This window comes from Lactiplantibacillus argentoratensis, from assembly GCF_037290055.1.
Lineage (GTDB): Bacteria > Bacillota > Bacilli > Lactobacillales > Lactobacillaceae > Lactiplantibacillus > Lactiplantibacillus plantarum.
Map to the genome: position 1 here is coordinate 808,538 of NZ_CP147647.1, position 19,046 is coordinate 827,583.

At 45.4% G+C, this 19,046-nt stretch carries 17 protein-coding genes; 7 read left to right on the forward strand and 10 right to left on the reverse strand.

Annotated elements, in window-relative coordinates; translation table 11 throughout:
* Positions 1-138: 138 nt before the first annotated feature.
* The 7 genes from V7R88_RS03710 to V7R88_RS03740 all read right to left on the reverse strand — a co-directional run bounded on the left by V7R88_RS03710 (position 139) and on the right by V7R88_RS03740 (position 9,181).
* Positions 139-1,155 carry an alpha/beta hydrolase gene (locus V7R88_RS03710; protein WP_338816475.1) on the reverse strand — a complete coding sequence of 339 codons (1,017 nt, stop codon included), beginning with the start codon at positions 1,153-1,155 and terminating at the stop codon, positions 139-141.
* Positions 1,139-2,539 carry an MFS transporter gene (locus V7R88_RS03715; protein WP_338816476.1) on the reverse strand — a complete coding sequence of 467 codons (1,401 nt, stop codon included), beginning with the start codon at positions 2,537-2,539 and terminating at the stop codon, positions 1,139-1,141. Before V7R88_RS03715 ends, V7R88_RS03710 begins: the two co-directional genes overlap by 17 nt.
* 343 nt (positions 2,540-2,882) lie before the next feature.
* Positions 2,883-4,364 carry a UDP-N-acetylmuramoyl-L-alanyl-D-glutamate--2,6-diaminopimelate ligase gene (locus tag V7R88_RS03720; protein ID WP_338816477.1) on the reverse strand — a complete coding sequence of 494 codons (1,482 nt, stop codon included), beginning with the start codon at positions 4,362-4,364 and terminating at the stop codon, positions 2,883-2,885.
* Between the two features lie 194 nt (positions 4,365-4,558).
* Complete coding sequence (gene dapG, locus V7R88_RS03725; RefSeq protein ID WP_003641214.1) at positions 4,559-5,761, reverse strand: aspartate kinase; 1,203 nt, start codon at positions 5,759-5,761, stop codon at positions 4,559-4,561.
* 4 nt (positions 5,762-5,765) lie between these two features.
* Complete coding sequence (asnB, locus tag V7R88_RS03730; RefSeq protein WP_338816478.1) at positions 5,766-7,667, reverse strand: asparagine synthase (glutamine-hydrolyzing); 1,902 nt, start codon at positions 7,665-7,667, stop codon at positions 5,766-5,768.
* A 489-nt stretch (positions 7,668-8,156) separates the two neighbouring features.
* Positions 8,157-8,483, reverse strand: coding sequence for an AzlD domain-containing protein (locus V7R88_RS03735; protein ID WP_003645729.1), 327 nt, complete (start codon positions 8,481-8,483; stop codon positions 8,157-8,159).
* Positions 8,480-9,181 (reverse strand): AzlC family ABC transporter permease, encoded by a 702-nt coding sequence (locus tag V7R88_RS03740; protein WP_003641217.1) that lies wholly within the window; start codon positions 9,179-9,181, stop codon positions 8,480-8,482. Before V7R88_RS03740 ends, V7R88_RS03735 begins: the two co-directional genes overlap by 4 nt.
* A gap of 330 nt (positions 9,182-9,511) precedes the next feature.
* Here V7R88_RS03740 and V7R88_RS03745 point away from each other — a divergent pair, with 330 nt between their 5' ends.
* Together V7R88_RS03745 and V7R88_RS03750 are read left to right on the forward strand one after the other, a co-directional pair.
* Positions 9,512-9,730: a helix-turn-helix domain-containing protein gene (locus V7R88_RS03745; protein ID WP_003641218.1), complete on the forward strand. Its 219-nt coding sequence runs from the start codon at positions 9,512-9,514 to the stop codon at positions 9,728-9,730.
* 974 nt (positions 9,731-10,704) lie between these two features.
* Complete coding sequence (locus V7R88_RS03750; RefSeq protein ID WP_338816479.1) at positions 10,705-11,847, forward strand: hypothetical protein; 1,143 nt, start codon at positions 10,705-10,707, stop codon at positions 11,845-11,847.
* Positions 11,848-12,618: 771 nt separating this feature from the next.
* Here V7R88_RS03750 and V7R88_RS03755 read toward each other — a convergent pair.
* Positions 12,619-13,341, reverse strand: coding sequence for a DUF4811 domain-containing protein (locus V7R88_RS03755; RefSeq protein WP_214334623.1), 723 nt, complete (start codon positions 13,339-13,341; stop codon positions 12,619-12,621).
* Positions 13,341-14,819 carry an MDR family MFS transporter gene (locus V7R88_RS03760; protein WP_003641223.1) on the reverse strand — a complete coding sequence of 493 codons (1,479 nt, stop codon included), beginning with the start codon at positions 14,817-14,819 and terminating at the stop codon, positions 13,341-13,343. The genes V7R88_RS03755 and V7R88_RS03760 overlap by 1 nt, the downstream gene beginning before the upstream one ends.
* Positions 14,820-14,948: 129 nt before the next feature.
* Here V7R88_RS03760 and V7R88_RS03765 point away from each other — a divergent pair, with 129 nt between their 5' ends.
* The gene (locus V7R88_RS03765) at positions 14,949-15,413 is read left to right on the forward strand and encodes a MerR family transcriptional regulator (RefSeq protein ID WP_338816480.1); all 465 of its coding nucleotides are present in this window, start codon (positions 14,949-14,951) and stop codon (positions 15,411-15,413) included.
* 503 nt (positions 15,414-15,916) lie between these two features.
* On the opposite strand, the gene V7R88_RS03770 is transcribed toward V7R88_RS03765, so the two are convergent.
* Positions 15,917-16,261, reverse strand: a complete 345-nt coding sequence (locus V7R88_RS03770; protein ID WP_003644081.1) for a hypothetical protein — start codon at positions 16,259-16,261, stop codon at positions 15,917-15,919.
* 213 nt (positions 16,262-16,474) lie between these two features.
* Between V7R88_RS03770 and V7R88_RS03775 the strand changes: the two genes are divergently transcribed.
* From V7R88_RS03775 to V7R88_RS03790, 4 genes are all read left to right on the forward strand, one after another.
* The gene (locus V7R88_RS03775) at positions 16,475-17,122 is read left to right on the forward strand and encodes a metal-dependent transcriptional regulator (RefSeq protein WP_003641226.1); all 648 of its coding nucleotides are present in this window, start codon (positions 16,475-16,477) and stop codon (positions 17,120-17,122) included.
* 251 nt (positions 17,123-17,373) lie between these two features.
* Entirely contained in the window at positions 17,374-17,574 is a 201-nt protein-coding gene (locus tag V7R88_RS03780) for a cold-shock protein (protein WP_003641227.1), read from the forward strand.
* 168 nt (positions 17,575-17,742) lie between these two features.
* Complete coding sequence (locus V7R88_RS03785) at positions 17,743-18,492, forward strand: threonine/serine exporter family protein (RefSeq protein ID WP_226319747.1); 750 nt, start codon at positions 17,743-17,745, stop codon at positions 18,490-18,492.
* A 33-nt stretch (positions 18,493-18,525) separates the two neighbouring features.
* Complete coding sequence (locus tag V7R88_RS03790) at positions 18,526-18,987, forward strand: threonine/serine exporter family protein (protein ID WP_003641229.1); 462 nt, start codon at positions 18,526-18,528, stop codon at positions 18,985-18,987.
* Positions 18,988-19,046: the final 59 nt, after the last annotated feature.

Consider the following 19,046-nt stretch of genomic DNA (forward strand, 5'->3'; position numbering starts at 1 on the left):
CAGACTTAAAGGTTAGCTTAACGCGAAATCGCCCCGCATTTCGGATCGTGAAATGCGGGGCGATTTTTATCAGTCCGCTTGTTTTTTACATATGATTTCTGCAACGTGATACTGGTGATTTTTGATATGCCCTGGTCGCTAAATTAACGCGGCCGCCATCACTTGGGCCACATCTTGACTTTGCCAATACTGATCCACTAATGGTGCAAAAGCGTGGTTCAAGCCCTGATACTGAATAAACGTAGTCGCAGTATCGGTAGCGGCCAGGCGTTGCGCATAAGCCCAAGCTTGTGGTCGGAAGGGATCAAACTCGCCGACCATGATCGTGGTTGGTGGTGTCATTGTGAAGTTTTCCTGGTGTAGCGGTGAGATGAGTGGAGAATGTGAATCAAAGTTCTCTGGAACATAATAATCCGTCATGATGCTGTCAAGTTGCCGAAAGAGGTCGTGATAGTTAGTGAGAATGGCACGCTGTGAGTCAATAATCGGAAAGGCGGCCAAATCCCAGAGTGGACCGGCGTGGTCAGCATTTGGGGCGGTAACTGGGTACAACAGCAGTTGTTGATTGATACGATTGCTACCGAGTTGTTGATTCAGATTTGTTGCGGCCATGATGACGTTAGCGCCAGCCGAATCGCCAGCAACGGTAATCATTGTTTCAGCGTCACGTTGTTCCAAATATTGGAAAATCGCGAGCCCGTCTAAAATACCAGCGGGTGCTGGTGCTTCTGGCGCTAAGCTGTAATCGACATTAAGAATCTCGCAGTGACTTTTAGCTGCGACCAGCTTTAAAAGGACCGTATTATTGCCGGGAACACCGCCGTAAAAGGCACCACCGTGGAAGTAGACCAGTACTGTGTGATTAATGACATTTTGTGGTGTCAGCCATTCAACGCTGACCGTGCGATTCAGAGCCGTAATATTTCGACTTTGAACTGTAACCGCATCACCAACAGGGTCCGCGATGGCGGGGGTTAAACTACCACTGCGGAGCGCCGCTAGATCATTTTCAAGGATGGCTGGTTGTTTGAAGGCCGTTAGTGTTTGAAGGACGTGTGGGTCAAATTGTTCACCGGCGATGTCGTTGTTAAATGGTTTAACGATTTTGACGACGCCGTTGACGGTTGTTTGAATCGAATTAATTGTTGGCATCATATTCAACATCCTCCTTAGGTTCAACTTTAGCCGCTGCGTCGGCCTTGTTGGCTTGTAATTCTTTTTCGTCTAACCGATAGAATTGCATCATGAAAATCATCGCGGCTAATAAAATAATCGGCATCCAAATAAAAGCGAGATTAATAAATGTAATGGTTCGTCCGGACTGTACAGCTGCCTTGGCATTGAATTGTCCCCATGCGAGAAATTGACCGGCTAGAAAACCGCCAATTCCCATTCCTAATTTGGCGCCAATCATTGGTACGGCAGATAAGAATCCGGTTTCATTTAGGCCCAGTACTTTCGTTGAGTAGTCAACGGTATCTGATAGCATCGCGAAGACAATCGTGAACGTGATCCCCATCGCAATCAAGAAAATGACGGAGCCAGCAATTAGTAGGCTCACACTACGCATCTTTTCAGCGATTGGCAGCAGTAGTTGGCCGATAACGCCCAGTACGAGTGAAAACTGCAAAACGTTACGGTTCTTAAAGCGTTGTGATAGGAATGGTACGGACAGATTCCCGATGACGGAAACAAAGCCAATCCCCAGGAAAATTGGCGCTAATTCAGGCCGACCGTAGACGTATTTGATAAAGAAGATCGCTGAATTTCCCCGTAGCATCCAGAAGGTTTGTAGCAGAATGAATGAGCAGGCTAATAATAGCCATGGTTTGTTGCTAGCCGCACCCTTCAAGCTTTGCCAGATTGAGAGTGATTCGGCTGACTCAGTGGTACCGTCTGGATTTTGTGCACCGTTAGTTTCCTTGAGATTGAGAAAAGCAAAGATGAAGAGTCCCATGATAACGAGGCCTAAGATAATAGCCCAGAAGGTGAAACCTTTCGACTGATTGCCTTTGCCGAGTATTTTAACCATTGGCAAAGTGATGGCCGCCACTGCACTGGTCCCGATGGTTGTCATGACCATCCGAGCACTCGCTAACTTGGTCCGCTCAACGCTATCATCAGTCAAGCTTGGTAAAATCGAAGTAATGGGCGTGTTGGCACCAGAATAGATCAGGCTAAAGAAAGTGTAAGTGATTGAAATGTAGACGAGTCGCATTGTGGTATTGCCGCCAAATGATGGAATCATGAATAGCGACATGGCCAGCAACCCTAACGGAATGCCAAACCACACAAAGTAGGGGCGCGATTGTCCATACTTCGTGTGGGTATGATCAATCAAATAACCATAAATCAATGCATCAAACGCATCAATGAAGCGCACGACGAAGAACAGCATTCCCGCAAAAGCAGCTGAGATGCCCGCGACCGTTGTGTAATAGAACAGTAAGTAAGTGCTGACCATTTGCCAAATAATATTACCAGCCATGTCAGTGGAACCATAAGCAATACGACGTTTCCAAGTTTGAAAAATTGACATAATGAATCCCCCCAAACGAGTTAAACTTAAACTAACAATGATAATTAACCCCTTTTATCAACATAATTATATTTCCGAATTAGGTGAATTATCAAAGATAGGCGATAGTTTGGCTGGTTAATAATCGAAAGGTGGGTGCATCTTTTGTACAAACACGACTGATGCCTGTTTTGTAGCGCTGGTTGGGAGAAAGCCAAACAAGCAAAAAACACCCTCAGCAACGGCCAATCAAATTAGCTGTTGCTGGGGGTGTTAATGGTTAAAGACGCGTGTCGCGGATGTCACCAATTGTTAACAGAAATAGAATTGAAAATAGCCTTGTCGGTCAGTTCTGTTTTGACCATTAATCAATGGTTGGTTTCAGAGCTAGTGCTTTAGCGGCTTCTTCACTGTCATCAAAGTGATGCTTAGTCCGGCCGATGATTTGATAATCTTCGTGGCCTTTACCAGCGATTAAAACAACGTCGCCGGGTTGTGCTGCTTCAATGGCCTTGGCGATGGCAACGTGGCGGTCTTCGTAGACGGGCACGTCGGCGTTTGGCACGCCGGCAACCATGTCATTTAGAATCATGGTTGGGTCTTCCATCCGAGGATTGTCAGAAGTAAAGATTGGCTTAGTACTGTGTTCGACAGCAATTTTAGCCATCTTTGGCCGTTTCGTCTTGTCGCGATCACCACCACAGCCGACGACGCAATAAATATCCTTAGTCGCGAAATCTTGAATCGTTTCTAGGGCATTCAATAAGCCGTCCGGAGTGTGTGAGTAGTCAACGATGACACTGACACCCGTGTGGGAAGGAACGGATTGGAAGCGGCCCTTAACGCCGGTAACCTTCTCCAGTGACTTAATGATTTGGTCTTCGGGGATGCCACTAGCGTAAGCTGCGGCAAAGGCCGCCAGCATGTTGTACACGTTGAACTGGCCAATCAGTTGCATCGTCACGTGGGTTACGTGGCCGAAGACGGAGAGGTCAAATTCAGTCCCATGGCTCTTGATTTCAACATTTTGTGCGTTGATCATGGCATCTGGTTTGAGCCCAAATGTCAGTACGTGCGCTGCCGTGTACTGTTCAAATTCACGGCCAACGGGATCATCGGTGTTCAGAACAGCGACCTTATTAGTTCCGTCGGCGCTGTACTTATTGCCCAGTTGTGCAAAGAGCATGGCCTTGGCTTCCGTGTACTTAGCCATTGTTTTGTGGAAATCCAAATGGTCTTGCGTCAAGTTCGTGAAAACGGCGATGTCGTAATCAATCCCCCAGACCCGTCCGAGTACGAGGGCAATTGAAGAAACTTCCATGGCGACAGTTTCAACACCGGCATCCCGCATGGCCGCTAGGGTCCGTTGCGTTGTGATGGCGTCGGGGGTGGTGTTGGCAGTTGGCAGTTTTTCGTCCTTGATCTTGCGATACATGGTCCCGATGAGGCCTGTGGCTTGCTGCTGGTCACGATAGATTTGTTCGATCAGGTGGGTGACAGTGGTCTTACCATTGGTACCCGTCACCCCAATCATTCGCATCTTTTGACTAGGTGCCCCATAGAAAACGTCGGCGAGAATTGCCATAGCGCGTTCGGTGTTTTCAACGTAGATGACCGGTACGTTGACGTCTAAAGGTTTTGACGCCACGATGATCTTGGCCCCTTTTTCGATGGCCTGATCAACGAGGTCGTGGCCGTCGACGTGATAACCAACGACGGCAATAAACATGGCGCCGGGCTGAACTTCGCGGGTATCCTGCGTCAGCATGGTGACATCAAAGTCCGTGGTCAAGGCGGGCTGAACCTGCTTGAATTTTAAACTATTAATTAATTGACTTGCTTGCATAATATTAGCGTCCTTTTCAATAAAGTTACTGTTTCTAGAATACATGCAAACCGGATAATTGTCACCCCAAATGAGAATTGAAATTATGCTTGTAATCGCTCGGTACATGGTGTGCTGCTGGTTGAACGTGCCATCTCCAGGCCAATCTAGGTCAACAAAAAAGCCCGGCAATTAAGCCGGACTTGCAGGGATGGTTATTCGATTCCTAAGAACTCATCATGTAAGGCGTTCATGGCCGCTTTTAAATCGGCTTCCTTAACGAGCACCCAGATGGTCGTATAACTATCGGTCGATTGTAAAATATCGATATGTTGTGCAGCTAATGCCGAGACGATCCGAGCAGTGACGCCGGGTGTCCCAGTGATACCAGCACCGACAACGGAAACTTTAGCACAGTTCGCAATTGACTGACAATGGACGTGCGCGTCAGTCAGTAGCTGCTTGGCAACGTCCGCGTCACCATCAACCAGGTTGAAGACAACTTGGTGTGGTGTAATGTTAATAAAGTCAACACTCAAACCGTGCTGTGCCATCAATTGGAAAATGGCACTTGAACTTAACGTATCGGTAGGAACAGTAAATTGCGTCAAATCAGTTTGGTGTGCAATCCCTGTCACGGTACGATAATGTTCGATTTGGGTCGTGGTCCGGTCAGTGACTAAAGTCCCTAATTCGTCGGGTTCCTGATAAGTTGACCGAATCCGCATCGGCACGTGAGCTTGTTCTGCAATTTCAACAGCACGCGGATGAATGACCTTAGCACCTTCATGGGCCATGTTAGCAAGTTCTTCGTAGCTGATGGCCTTAATGAAGCGGGCGTGGGTGACGAGTCGTGGATCGGCAGTCATCATGCCGTTGACATCAGTAAAAATATCAACACGTTTTGCTTTTAAAGCGGCGCCGAGGATGGCTGCTGATGTATCGGAACCACCACGGCCAATCGTAGTAATGTGGCCGCTCTCAGTAGCACCTTGAAAACCAGTTACGACTACCACGTCGGCGTCAATAAAGGCGTCCGTGATTGGTTTCGGATCAACGCGGAGAATCTTCGCATTTTGAAAATCGTCGTTAGTCACGATGCCAGCATCATGACCAGTCATGGCCGTGACGTTTAGGCCTTGCTTACGCGCTAACTCGGTAAAGACAGCGGTCGAGATGGTTTCCCCAACTGAGACCAACATGTCGAGTTCTCGATTGGTTAAGCGGGAGTGCTCGGCCCCAACTAATCCGAGTAATGAGTCGGTGGCGTAAGGGGCACCTTTCCGGCCAATTGCTGAGACAACGACAATGACTTTATCGCCCTGATCGACGGCGTATTGAACGTGCTTTAAAGCTTGAATACGGGCGGCTTCGTCCTTGACTGACGTGCCGCCGAACTTTTGAACAATAATTTCCATTGATCTAAAACTCCTCGACTTTTTCCGCAACGGCGTTAGCTTCGGGGCTATCCATCAAGTGGTCAGATTCGACATAGAGTCGGTGCCACATCATGAAGGTGAGGACCGTCCAGAGTTTCCGAGAATTATCCCGAACGCCGGCCTTGTGGTCATCTAAGAGTTTCAAGAAGTAGTCCTTATTGAAGTATTGGTCAGTTTGCGAATCGTTAATGATCTGCTTAGCCCAGTCGTACATTTCATCTTTGAGCCAGAACCGAATTGGTACTGGGAAACCAAGCTTTTTACGGTGAAGGACGTGCGCTGGCACGATGTCTTCGACCGCTTTACGAAGAATGTACTTTGTTGTGCCGTGACTAATTCGAAGATCAGCTGGAATTTCGGCTGCTAAGTTATACACTTCACGGTCAACAAACGGGGTCCGCAGTTCCAAACTGTGCGCCATCGTTGTCCGGTCGGCGTTATGCAACAAGTCACCGTTTAACCACGTGTGCATATCGATGAATTGCATCCGACTGATTGGATCATAGTCGACGGATTCATCATAGAGCGGTTGCGTGATGGACTGGAACGGATGGTTCTGATTGTAATTCTTGAAGAAGTCTTGTTTTTCTTGTTCACCAAAGATAAAGGCGTTCCCAACATAGCGATTTTCTAATGGGGTGGTCCCTCGTAGTAAGAATGACCGACCACGCATTCCCTCTGGCATCATGAGTGCGATACGCTTCAAGGCACCATTAATCGGTTTCGTGTAGCGGAACGGTTTCAATGATTCTGGTTCATGATAGATGGTGTAGCCACCGAAGAGTTCGTCAGCGCCTTCACCAGTCAAACAAACCTTAACGTGTTTGACCGCTTCTTTGGCTAAGAAGTACTGCGGCACAGCGGCCGGATCAGCCAACGGATCATCCATGCTCCACACAAAGTGCGGGAAAGCCTTCATGAAGGCTTCAGGCGTAATCGTCATGCTGTAATTCTTAACACCAAGTTTTTCAGCGGTTTCTTGAGCGACGTCAAGTTCGCTGTAACCCTCACGTTCGAAACCAACGGAGATCGTTTCAAGGTTCGGGTTAAAGTTTTTCGCAATCGCGACGATGATCGATGAGTCGATCCCACCTGAAAGGAAGGAACCAACTGGTACATCGGAGCGCATGTGAATCTTAACCGAGTCAATTAAGGCATCTTTGATTTTTTGGGCATACTCGTCTTCAGAACGTTGGACCGGATGGAATTCACGGTGATAATACCGGTCGATCCGTGGCGCAGCACCTAGCTTTTTAGTCAGGGAGCAACCCGGGGCGAGCATTTTGATTTCTTTCGTGAGTGTTTCTGGTTCAGGAACAAATTGGAACGTCATGTAATCTTGTAAGGCGTTCTTATCGAAGGTCTTATCTTTGAGAATCTTGTAAATAGCCTTGCTTTCAGAAGCATAATAGAAGTCATCACCACTGATAGCGTAATAGAACGGCTTGATCCCGAACTGATCGCGCGCGGCAAATAACGTTTTTTCTTGTTTATCCCAGATGACGAAAGCAAACATTCCCCGTAAGTACTTCGTTGCGTCAGCGTGGTACTTGGCGTACATCGCAAGAATTACTTCAGAATCGGAGCTTGTTTTGAATTCATAGCCTTCTTGTTTGAGTTGTTCACGTAATTCAACGTAGTTATAAATTTCCCCGTTAAATGTCATCCAGTAACGTTCATTATCATAAGATAGTGGTTGGTGACCACCGGCTAAGTCAATGATACTTAAGCGCCGAAAACCCATGGTAATGTTGTCATCAGCAAAATAACCGTCATCATCGGGTCCCCGATGGACAATCATTTTAGTCATTTCGTGGATGGTCTGATCGTAAGCTGCGTTATCCGCTTTAGTCCGATCAGTTAAGCAACCAGCAAAACCGCACATGTCTGTTCATCTCTCAATCTTTAAAGTTTAGACAGTTCTTATCTACTATATGTGTACAGATGGTTCGTTGTTAATTTACCCGTTTCACTCACGGATGTAAAGCAATCTGGACAATTATAACGGTTTCTTACCAATGATGATTATAATTGCGCTTGACAATCCGTGGCGTACACTTTGACTATTATACTTGCTTTAATTCATAAGATAAAGCGGAGACCATAGATGGAACGCTTTCATTAATGAAAATTTCATGCTGCGTGAAACGTCCAGTCTGCTGGTGACCTGTTCATTGGCCGTTTAGCGGTGAGGTTTCGGCCGATTATTTGGTGAGTGTGAGGCGGCAGCGCTGGCATGATAGACTAAAGCCCCGATTGAGGACCATTTGAAATAAGCTGATCCCAGAATGAGTCACAGAAAAATCCCGCAAACTCATGCACAAATTTGCGGGACGTTTAAGTGGGAATATTAAATTAGATGTGGCCTTGCACTCTAAGCCCAGCCAACTAGGCGCAATACGGCCATGGCAACGATGCCTGTGATAACGACGGCCAGTAAACTTTTGGTGAGCACTCCTGCAAGAATGGCAGGAATTGAGGCATAAATATTTGGGAGATTAAATTCTGGCCAGTGTCCCGCATGGTAGGTGAGCAGACTTTCAACAAAAATAGCGGTCATAATGGCAACTGGCACAAATGATAAAAAGCTGATTAGCCATTGGGGGACTGACAGATTTTTAATGATGGCAAACGGGACAATGCGTGATAGCCAAGTCACGAGGCCGCAGAGTAAGATGGTCACAAAAATGTAAGTACTCATTTGTGGTCCACCACCATTCCAAAACCGCAACCGAGTAGCGTCGCAAAGATCAAAGCCAAGTTGCCCGGAACCCAACGCATGAGAAAATACATGGCGAGGGCCACAAATAGGACGACCCACAACTGGGTCGGCAATGATTTACTGCGATCCGTGATGATCTGCAAGTAAAGTAAACCAATGAACATACCAACAACGGCGAAGTCCAGACCGAACTGGTTAGGGTCAGTGATCAAGTTCCCAAGGAGGCAACCCACCACTGTCGCGGCTGCCCAAACTAAGTAAGCCACAATGTTAGCAGCGTGTAACCAACTCGTTTTTAATTGTTGATTGGTCTGATTGAGCTTGTTCATGCTGAGCGCGAAGGTCTCATCAGTTAGTAACGATCCCAGTCCGATATTTTGCAATAACGACTCTTTTTTGAAATATTGAGCGACTGACATGCTCATTAAAATCATGCGTGAATTAATCAAAAAAGTGGACAAGACGATTGCCGAAATCGGACTACCTGCTAGGAGCATACTGACGATAATAAATTGTGCGGAACCAGCATAGACGATTAGTGACATGAGCAGAACGGCCCAAACTGATAGGTGACTCGTGTTGGCGACAATGCCCATTGCTAGGCCAACGCCAATGTATCCAAAGACGGTGGGAATGACATCTTTGATGCCCGCGCGAAAGGTTAAACTAGAATCCATAAATGTACGACCTCCGATTCAATAAGTATGCGTTAACCAGCACTAAATGGGATTATCTGACAATTAGTGTGGTTCGTGAAACAGGATAACTATGTAGGTTAAGTTTGAGTGCGTGCTGTGATGAAAAAGCACGCTTGATATCCGCCAATAGTAGGGTGACGAATGAGGCAAAGGCGGGTTAAGAGTTAGTTTACTACTTTCGGTGAAAATAATGAAGAAAATTATCATTGACTTTTAATCGCGACGTTACGAAATTGTTGCTTGCATTTCAAAAGCTGGGGGCGTAACATAATCACATTGATTTTTTGAAAGGACAAATGGTGAGAGAAAATGACTCTGGAACAATTAGCAGCCCATAGCGGGGTCGCTGCTGATAAAATCGTCGCCTATACCAATGCCGGGTTGTTACCTTGCAAGGATGTCAACGCACATTTTAGTGCTGACGATGAATATTGGCTAGATATGGTCAATTGCTTCTTAGAAAATGGCTCATCCGTCGAGGATCTGAAAGATTTAATGCCACTTTGTGAACAGTGTGCAGCTCAATAAACAAGCAAATCAAAACAATCGCGCCGATTCTACTAGAATTGGTGCGATTGTTTTTTTATTACTCATCGTTATTAAACAATCATGATTAGAACGTGCCGATACTTAAGTTCAAAAGCAGCCAGCTTAGGCCCGCTGGAAAAAGTTCAAGTTAGCGTAAACTTATTTGGTTGGTTCGTCCTACGCCGACTTCCAGGCATTTCTGCCAATTGCCGGAACGTGGTGGGCACAGATTTGAGCCGAAAAACCACGTCTCAAGTACTGGCCTTTCACTAACCAAGCACAAGACGCTTGCTAAGTGAAATTTCACCACTTGGCATTGTCAGAAACGCCTTCCAGTCGGGATAGTATTCGAATGGCAGACGTGTGCGTACCCAACATTTAGTGGACTTGTCATTGTTTTTTTACAAACAGTAATTTGTTAATCAACTGTCAGACTGAAAGTGATATTGTGATAGCTCACTATTTCGGAATCACCAGTCATAATAATTGAACGTTTCGACAAATCAGAGAATACATCCTGATATTGTACTTAAAGTTCCCGTGTTAAAATAGCCAACGACAAATTGTACCAAGTTAAGTGGCTGTTCATCAGCCATTCGAGCGGGTTCCCGACTGGAGGGGCTGGGTGACAATGCTCAGTAGCCAAATTATTCTTAGTCGGAAGTGAATTTCTTCCGGCTTAGAATAAGACTCGTATTTGAGATGACGCGGGTTGTGCGTTAGCTCAAATCGACGTCGGCTACGTTCCAGCAATTGTCACTCAGCCCCGGAGGTCGGAATAGGACGCTCACCGGCTGACGAACAGGAATCCACCTAATCGGCACGTTTTAATCATGATTAGTCCTGATTGGTGTTTTGGAGCACCAAGTGTTCAATCGGAATATAAATGAATTTATATGGGCTGGTAGGATTGAGGGACTAACGGTATACTTATTGAAGCATAAATACCAACCAAAAAGGATAGTGAAGTAGGGATGAAATCGGGGAAGCAGCGGGTATCGTTATTGATACTGTTATGTTTGATGGTGGTCGGTTTAGCTGGCTGCCATAACAAGGCGTATTCGCAGTCAATCGAGAAGGGGTTAAATGCGGTTGCTGAGAATAAATACCAAAAAGCGCTGACGTATTTTGATAACGCGCTAGCGCAGAAGCCCAAGGATGAAAAGGCACAGGCGTACCGGGATCAAACGCAGGCCTACTTGACGACCACATCGGAGTTGAAGGCCGGAAAAGTTAAAACGGCGCTGACGACGGTTGATAAGGGTGTCAAGATTACGAACGGGGCAACAAGTTTGATGAATAAGCTGAAACAGTTGAAAGTCACCGTAACCAGTGATTATCAGGAATATCAGCAATTGTCAGATGATGTTAAAGCACAGTTAAAGGTGAAGAACGGCAACTATTCAGCGGACGTGCTCAAACGTTGCGCAGCCATCAACTGGGATAAAAAGCCATATTTGAAACCGTTGAAGGCTAAGGTAAAACAGTTATTGACTGCGGCAAAAAAGGCCAAGACGAATATGAAAGTTAGTGCGGCTGAAGCGAAACGAGCAGCGGCGTTACGTCGGAAGATTGCTGCCGCTAAAAACAAGTGGAACATGGCAGCATTAGACGATGTGCCCGATTGGTTCATTTTGGCACTTTTTGCCGACGATAGTGATGTGGATGATGCTGCTGAAGAATTAGATGACGAATATGCCGATCAGGCCGACGATAATGACGATTATTCGGATCGGGATGAGCAAACGACTGATTCGAATGATGACACGAACGACACCGACGCGGATTCGGCTGATGACGATTGGAGTGATCAAGATACGGATTCGAATGACGATACCGACGATGATTCCGATACTAATAGCGATGCTGACAGCGATTCGGATTACTCAGAAGATGATGACGATGAAGATTCGAATCGTGATGACGCCGATGACAGCGAAACCCAATCCGATGACGATTACGATGATGATACTGATAGTGAGTCTGATGACGACGATTATGATACTGATGATCAATATGACGATGATGATGACTACGATGACGCCGAGAGTCTACTCAACCCGGCACCTGTTCAACCGTCAGTGGCCGACCGGCTGTTTGCGTCGGCTAGTTGTTAGTCGTTCAGCGGTAAAATCACCAAAGATCGTCTGACAGTTTTAATAATGCAGTTATGGGCGACATAAAAACAAGCGTCCGCGTTGATTAGATCAAAGCGGACGCTTGTTTTCTTACGTGGAGTTTGTTGCCGAACATGTCTGAGTACCAGTTGCTCACGGGCAAGCCTTTATCTTAGCGTTGATTAAGGCTGATGTTTAAAGCGAGCGTAAATCGAGCTCATTGTTGAAAATCCGATGACTATTAAGACCATGATTTGTAATACGCCAGTGGGTTGCTGAATTTGCCTGACGATAATGTAAGTCAGAATAGCCAAGTTGATCAGCCAACCAAATCGTCTTATTTGCTTAATTATAAAATTTTTAGGGTCTGTTTTACTAAGCATATAAAGTAAAAGGGCGATGATGATCCAAAACAATCCTGATGTTGAGTGATAGTACACGTAATCATTCCTTTAGACGTCTGACTTTCTAATGACATCGTAACAATCAACTTGGTACGTGATAATCGTATCATTTGCTCGAAAGCATCAAAATCATGTTTTAGTAAAGATAGTGTACATTTTCAGAAAAGAAACGTGAATTTTTTGTAAACCACCGGCATAATTAACCGGCGCATCGATTTTGAATAAGTGTGGTCTTGACGCTGGGGCGCCGGCGCTAGTTTTGGCAAGACGTTAGTGAAAGGGGGGGGGACAAGCCATGATGATCTTTAGACAACAAAGACCCCGGCATGCCGGGGTCTTGTCAGCTATTTTTAATTGTTAGTTCAAGTTATTTGCTAGCTTTAACGGTTTTAAGCATGCTCTGAATGGCATTGGCTTGATATTGAGCAGCCGCTGCTTTTTGAACTTTTGCGAGTTGCGATTTGCTCATTGTCGGGTTCTTGACCATTGCGGCCTTGACCTGATTAGTCACGTAGACTTTAGCACGCGCTTTTAATGTCGCTTGCTGTTGCTTCATCAATTTACTGAATTGTTTAGCTTGGGTTGTGCTAAGTACGACCCAGTTCTTATTGATATAGAAGTAGTTGGTTCGCTTGATCAACTGTTTGTCATTGTTGGCTAAGCCAAACCAGAACTTCATGGCGTTACTCTTATAAGTCCACCGTGTCGTCTTAGTAACTAACTTAGGTGTCGCGGTCGTCGTCTTAACTTGGTTAGCAGTCTTGACGCTGGCTGTCGTATGGCTAACTTTTTTCTGATTAGTGGTCTTTTTATAAATATAGACCCGGTGCTTGTCAGCGGTACCCACACTTTGATAGAGCAATAAATCAAGTTGCTTGCTACTACCAGCAGACTTTAATGATTGCGTGGTGGTCGTCGTTGTTTTGACCATCCCGTAATGTTGACCATCATTCTTGGAGACGAAGACGATCGAGGTCACTAAGAGTGCCGCAAAGATAACGGATAGGCTGATTCGTAACGTGTTTTGGTGAACGTAGATAAATGATAAGAAGAGCGCGATTGCGCTAACAACGAGTAGTACGAGAATCATTAGTCGTTCACCTCCTTAGTGTTCATTACTGGCTTAACGGAATGCTGCTTGCCTTTCATGAAGAACGCGACGACGAGCCCGACAACTGAGAAGCCCACGGCAACCCAGAAAGCCGCGTGGTAACCATTTAAGGTTGCGTTGAAATAGCTGTTCTGATAACCAAGTGGATTGCTCTTAATCAAGCTATGAGCTGGTTTTGTGGCGTCCGTAACGTTTGATAAGACGGAAGTCAAGATGGCAGTCCCAATGGAACTAGCGATTTGACGCGTCGTGTTGTTAACGGCAGTCCCATGACCCATTAGTTCAACGGGAAGGGCGTTCATCCCAGCGGTAGTTGCCGGCATCATGACCATGGCAATCCCAAACATCCGAACGGCATAGAGAACCACGATGTAAACCGTTGCGGTATTACGAGTAATGAAGGCAAATGGAATGGTCCCGATTGTCAGTAAAAACATCCCTAAAATTGCCAAGCGTTTGGCACCAAAACGGTCAAAGGCCCGGCCGGTAATTGGACTCATAACCCCCATCATTAGGGCACCAGCTAATAGTGATAGCCCAGATTCAAAGGCGGAGAAACCATGAATAATTTGCAGGTAAAGTGGAATAACCATTTCGGCCCCTACCATGGCCATGTTAGCAACTGAGCTCAAAATAGCTGCAATTGTGAACTCGGCATGCTTGAAGACCCGTAATTGGAGGAATGGATTTTCCATCGTCAATTGACGCCAAATAAAACCAATGATGAAGATAACACCAATAATTAAAGTTGAGAGAACCACGGTTGACGTCCAGCCATTGTCACCAACGGATGAAAAGCCGTATAGTAAGCTCCCAAAACCAATGGTAGAAAGTACCAAGGATGCAAAGTCTAATTTTGGCTTAGACGTTTCCAAGACGTTGGCCATGAAGAAGAAGCCAGCGATTAGAACGATTGCGACGATTGGAACGATCAAACCAAATAAATCACGCCATGATAAGTTGTCGATAACCCACCCAGATAAGGTTGGACCGATGGCTGGGGCCAAACCGATAACAATTCCGGCAGTCCCCATGGCAGCCCCACGCTTATCAGCAGGGAAGATAGATAGCATAATCGTTTGAAGTAATGGCATGGTGACCCCGACCCCAACGGCTTGGATCAAACGCCCAGCCAATAAGAAGCCAAAGTTTGGTGCTGTCCAACAGATAATAGTACCCACTTCGAAAATGGCCATTGCGGAAAGATATAACCATTTAGTGGAAATCCGCGAACTTAACCACGCACTAACGGGAATCATAATCCCGTTGACTAACATAAACCCGGTTGTTAACCATTGCACGGTCGACGTTGTGATGTCGAAATCTTTCATCAACGTTGGGAAGGCAGTGGTTAAAATCGTTTGATTAAGAACGGTACAAAAAGTACCAACTAATAAAACTGCAATGAGCAAGCCACGGTTATAAGGTTTCCCATGCGTATCAACAGGAGTTGACAAGTAAATCCCTTCTCTCTAAAAAAGTACGTTGTCTAATATAATCGGATTTATCGACTTTGTCAACAAACTTGACATTAATATTAAAAATAATATACTGAGTACTGAAAATGTCAGAAAAGAGGTTGACCTGTGAACAATCAAGAAGATAACGTATTTTTTAAAAAATTTAAGGAGCAACTAGGCAAGCACCAATTTACGATTGGAATTAGCGATTTGGCGAAGATGACCGGCGTCTCTCAGACACAGCTACGTTACTGGGAACAGAAAAATTATATTCATAGTCTTAAAGTGAGTGAGAAGAATACCACGCATCGTTATTCGTATGGTATGCTGATGCGTGTTCATTTTATCAAGATGATGTTAGACGAGGGTTTTACACTGGCAGCGGCTGTCGAGCGGGCCGATGGGTATAATAACCAAATGGAAATGATGCGCATCTTTATGATGACGGCTTTTCAAGGAATCGAAGAACGGGATGGTCACCACATGGTCAAGTTGGGATATTTTGACGAAGCGAAGACACAACAGCTTTATTGTTATATTCAAGATGAGACGCCACATTATCGACTTTATCCCGTTAAGTCAGAGCGCTAGCAACCTTCAGCTTGTGTAACCGATTAATTAATGTTAAATTTAAGTTGGTAAATGTCGGTAAGTCACTTGGGCATTTAAGTTTCCCGTTCGTCAACCGATCTTATGGCTGGGTTGACCGTTGTCATGTTGGTCGTGTTTTGAAGTTTAACTTTGCAAAAGGATTTACAACGGAGCGCGAATAAGCGCTGAGAGATGCCTAGCTAGAACTAGGTAGTAATCGTGCATAAAACAACGTGTAATTGAAACTAGTAGTAGTCTTCAATCGCCCGGTGATGATATTTACCAGAGGTCCCAAGTGCTGCGGGAAAGCTTGGGGCTTTTTTGTACTTTCGTACGTTAAAACGTAATCTATCAGTGTGGTTATCAACAAAAAAGAGACCGAGTATCAACTCAATCTCTTTAAATAATCTATAAGTACGCGTGGTGCTTGTCTTTCATTTAGTATTAATTCTACTTCTATATGAAATAATCACGAGTAGCGCGCGTTAATTAAGTAGGAATTGTTAAGATGTCGCAGTTTGAGCAAACTTGGCGGCTAACCATTCATTCCATGGTAGTGCTGGATTACCACTAGTAAAGTATTGTTGATCGAGTCGATCAATCAAGTTGACGTAGGCGGTAAATGAAAAACTAACGGTATCACTCAAGCGCTGAGCCTTGGTCATGTAGCGGCCGTAAGTAAGGTGTTCATTGATGTCTGTCATATAGCTGGCAACATCATAGTTGGACATCATTTCAAGGTTGTTAGCGTCAAAAAGTGGTAAGTAGAATGCGGCAAAGTCTTCAACTGCCTTGTGCTGCAAAGAACTATCCAATTGCGTAATTGATAATTGAGCATCATCATTCACGATGCGGTTCCTCCTTAGTTGAACAAGCACGTTTCTAAATTAGTAACCAAATTGGTTATTTTGCGCTACAATTAATTATGTCACGATTAGGCAATTATTTCAAAGCTTTGTCGTTATTAGAGACTAGAACTGGTGTCTTATATTGTAGTAAGATGTTAGAATTATATTTAGAGAGAGTCAGAAGTAACTATTTAGTTGAGGTGAAGAATATTCATGACCCCCATGAAGGAAGATTACTTAAAAATTATTTTCGAGCTTGGTGGTACGAAAAAAAAGGTGTCGAATAAGCAAATTGCCTTAAGTTTAGACATCGCGGCCGGCTCTGTAACGGAGATGGTCGGTAAATTAGTTCAGGAAGGCTTGGCTAAGCATACCCCGTATGCTGGGATTTCGTTAACAAAGAAAGGCATTCGCTACGCTGAAACGTTAGTTCGCAAGCACCGAATCTGGGAAGATTTCTTAGTTGATAAATTGGATTATGATTTGCCAGACGTGCATACGGAAGCGGAAGTGCTGGAGCATGTGACCAGTGAACGACTAGTGGATTCTTTGGAAGCCTTTTTAGGCAATCCGACGCATTGTCCGCATGGTGGCGCGATTCCCGATAAGGATGGTCATTATCAGGAAGACAGTCATGTGAGTTTAGCAGATACGCAGGATGGCACAACGGTTACGATTGAGCGATTTATTGATAATCATGATTTATTAGTTTATTTGCATGATACGCCGCTCAAGATTGGACAGCAGGTCACGGTTTTAAAACACGATCCATTTGAAGGCCCTGTTACCGTTTCCATTCAGAAAACGGGCGAGGAAATCCCAGTTAGCTATAAAGCGGCGCATAACGTCTTTGTAAAGTAAGTGATTAGCGGCTATTTCCGAACAAAACTGCGATTTGTTAGTTAGTTATTCTGTTTCATTTATCGTCGCATAAACATTTCATGGAAATAATGGTGTTTAGCTACCTTTTTTAGAAACAATATGCTACAATTACTCTTGTAGCTTGGTTAGGTAATTTTGGTCAGATCGTTTCAATAAACTATCCCCATTTGTACCGAATCATGATTTACATTATTTTATACGTGCAAAATGCACTAGGAGGATTTTTTATTATGGAACACGGAACAGTTAAATGGTTCAACGCTGATAAGGGTTTTGGTTTTATCACTCGCGAAAACGGTAGCGATGTATTCGTACATTTCTCAGCTATCCAAGAAGACGGCTTCAAGAGCCTTGATGAAGGCCAAGCTGTAAACTTCGACGTTGAAGAAAGCGATCGTGGCCCACAAGCAGTTAACGTTACAAAAGCATAATTAACAGCTTAAATGGCTAAAACCGGTGATGGGAATGAATTCTCGTCACCGGTTTTTTGTTGTCCGGTGGCGGATACTTAATTATCATAAATAAGGCTTTACTAACGGCCAGACATTGGCTAAAGTAAGAATCATTAGAGAACGTGATTCTGATTATTAAAGGGTGGGATGACAGTGACAGCCGATGAGATGATTATCGCGACGTGTTTGAAGGCCGGTAAAATTATGGTCGAAAATGGTTCGGAAATCTCGCGAGTAGATGATACGATGATGCGGATTGCCCAGAATGCGGGCGTCGTCGCTGCGAATACTTACGTGACGATTACGGGGGTCATGATGTCGATCCAAGGACGGAATGCCACGCAAATCGCTGCGGTCAATCAGCGGACGATCGACTTGGAAAAAGTGGCGCAGGTCAATCAGTTATCCCGGGAGTTTGCGGCCACGACGATTGATCTACCAACCTTGTATCGGCGACTGAATGAGCTGGATGCGGCTTCGCGGTCATTTCCGCTGTGGCTTCAATTGGTCGGCGCGGCCTTAGTCAGTGGCCCGTTGATGATCATGTTTCGCCAAGAAACTGTCAATACCTGGCCAACCGTTGTGATTAGAACGGTGGGATACTTAGTCTTTTACTTGCTGAATCGGTATTTGAAAATCAAATTTCTGAGTGAATTGGCGGCGGCCTTACTGATAGGTTTTAGTGCCGAATGGGTGTGTCAGTTAGGTTGGGGAACCAATGTCAATGATATTATTATTGGGGCACTGATGCCGCTAGTACCCGGCGTACCATTAACCAACGCTGTGCGCGATACGCTGGCTGGCAATTTCGTTAGTGGCCCTGCACGTGGCGTGGAAGCGATGCTGAGTGCGGCAGCGCTAGGCTTCGGAATCGCCGTTGTCATCACACTATTTTAAGGACGGGCAGTGACCCGGACATTTGGAGGGATCATGATGGGCACGATTGGACAATTAGTGCTAGCATACATTGCCGTACTGGGCTTTGGCCTGATTATTAATATCCCACATCAAGCACTAAACGTCGCGGGCTGGATTGGGACCTTGACGTGGGGTGGCTACTTGATCGTGCAGGCTTTCGATGGCGGGGTCGTCCTAGGAAGCCTGATTGGCTCGGTAGGTATCGGGGTCCTCAGCAGTTTGGCAGCACGCTACAAGAAGATGCCCGCCATTATCTTCAATATTCCGAGCTTGGTTTCATTCGTGCCCGGAAGCCAGGCTTACCAGATGGTGCGTAATTTTGCGCTGGGGAATTATCGTGAGGCGGTCTCATTCACGTTGCAGGTCATCATGATTACCGGTGCGATTGCGCTGGGTTTCCTATTGGCTGAATTACTTAACCGGCTGATTGCCTTTTGTATTCGGCAGTGGCGGTTGCATCGATTGGAGTCGTGAACAGTCCCTGGTTTGATTTGTCGTAACTCGTGAGTGGCGCGGTGTGGTTAGCGACCGCT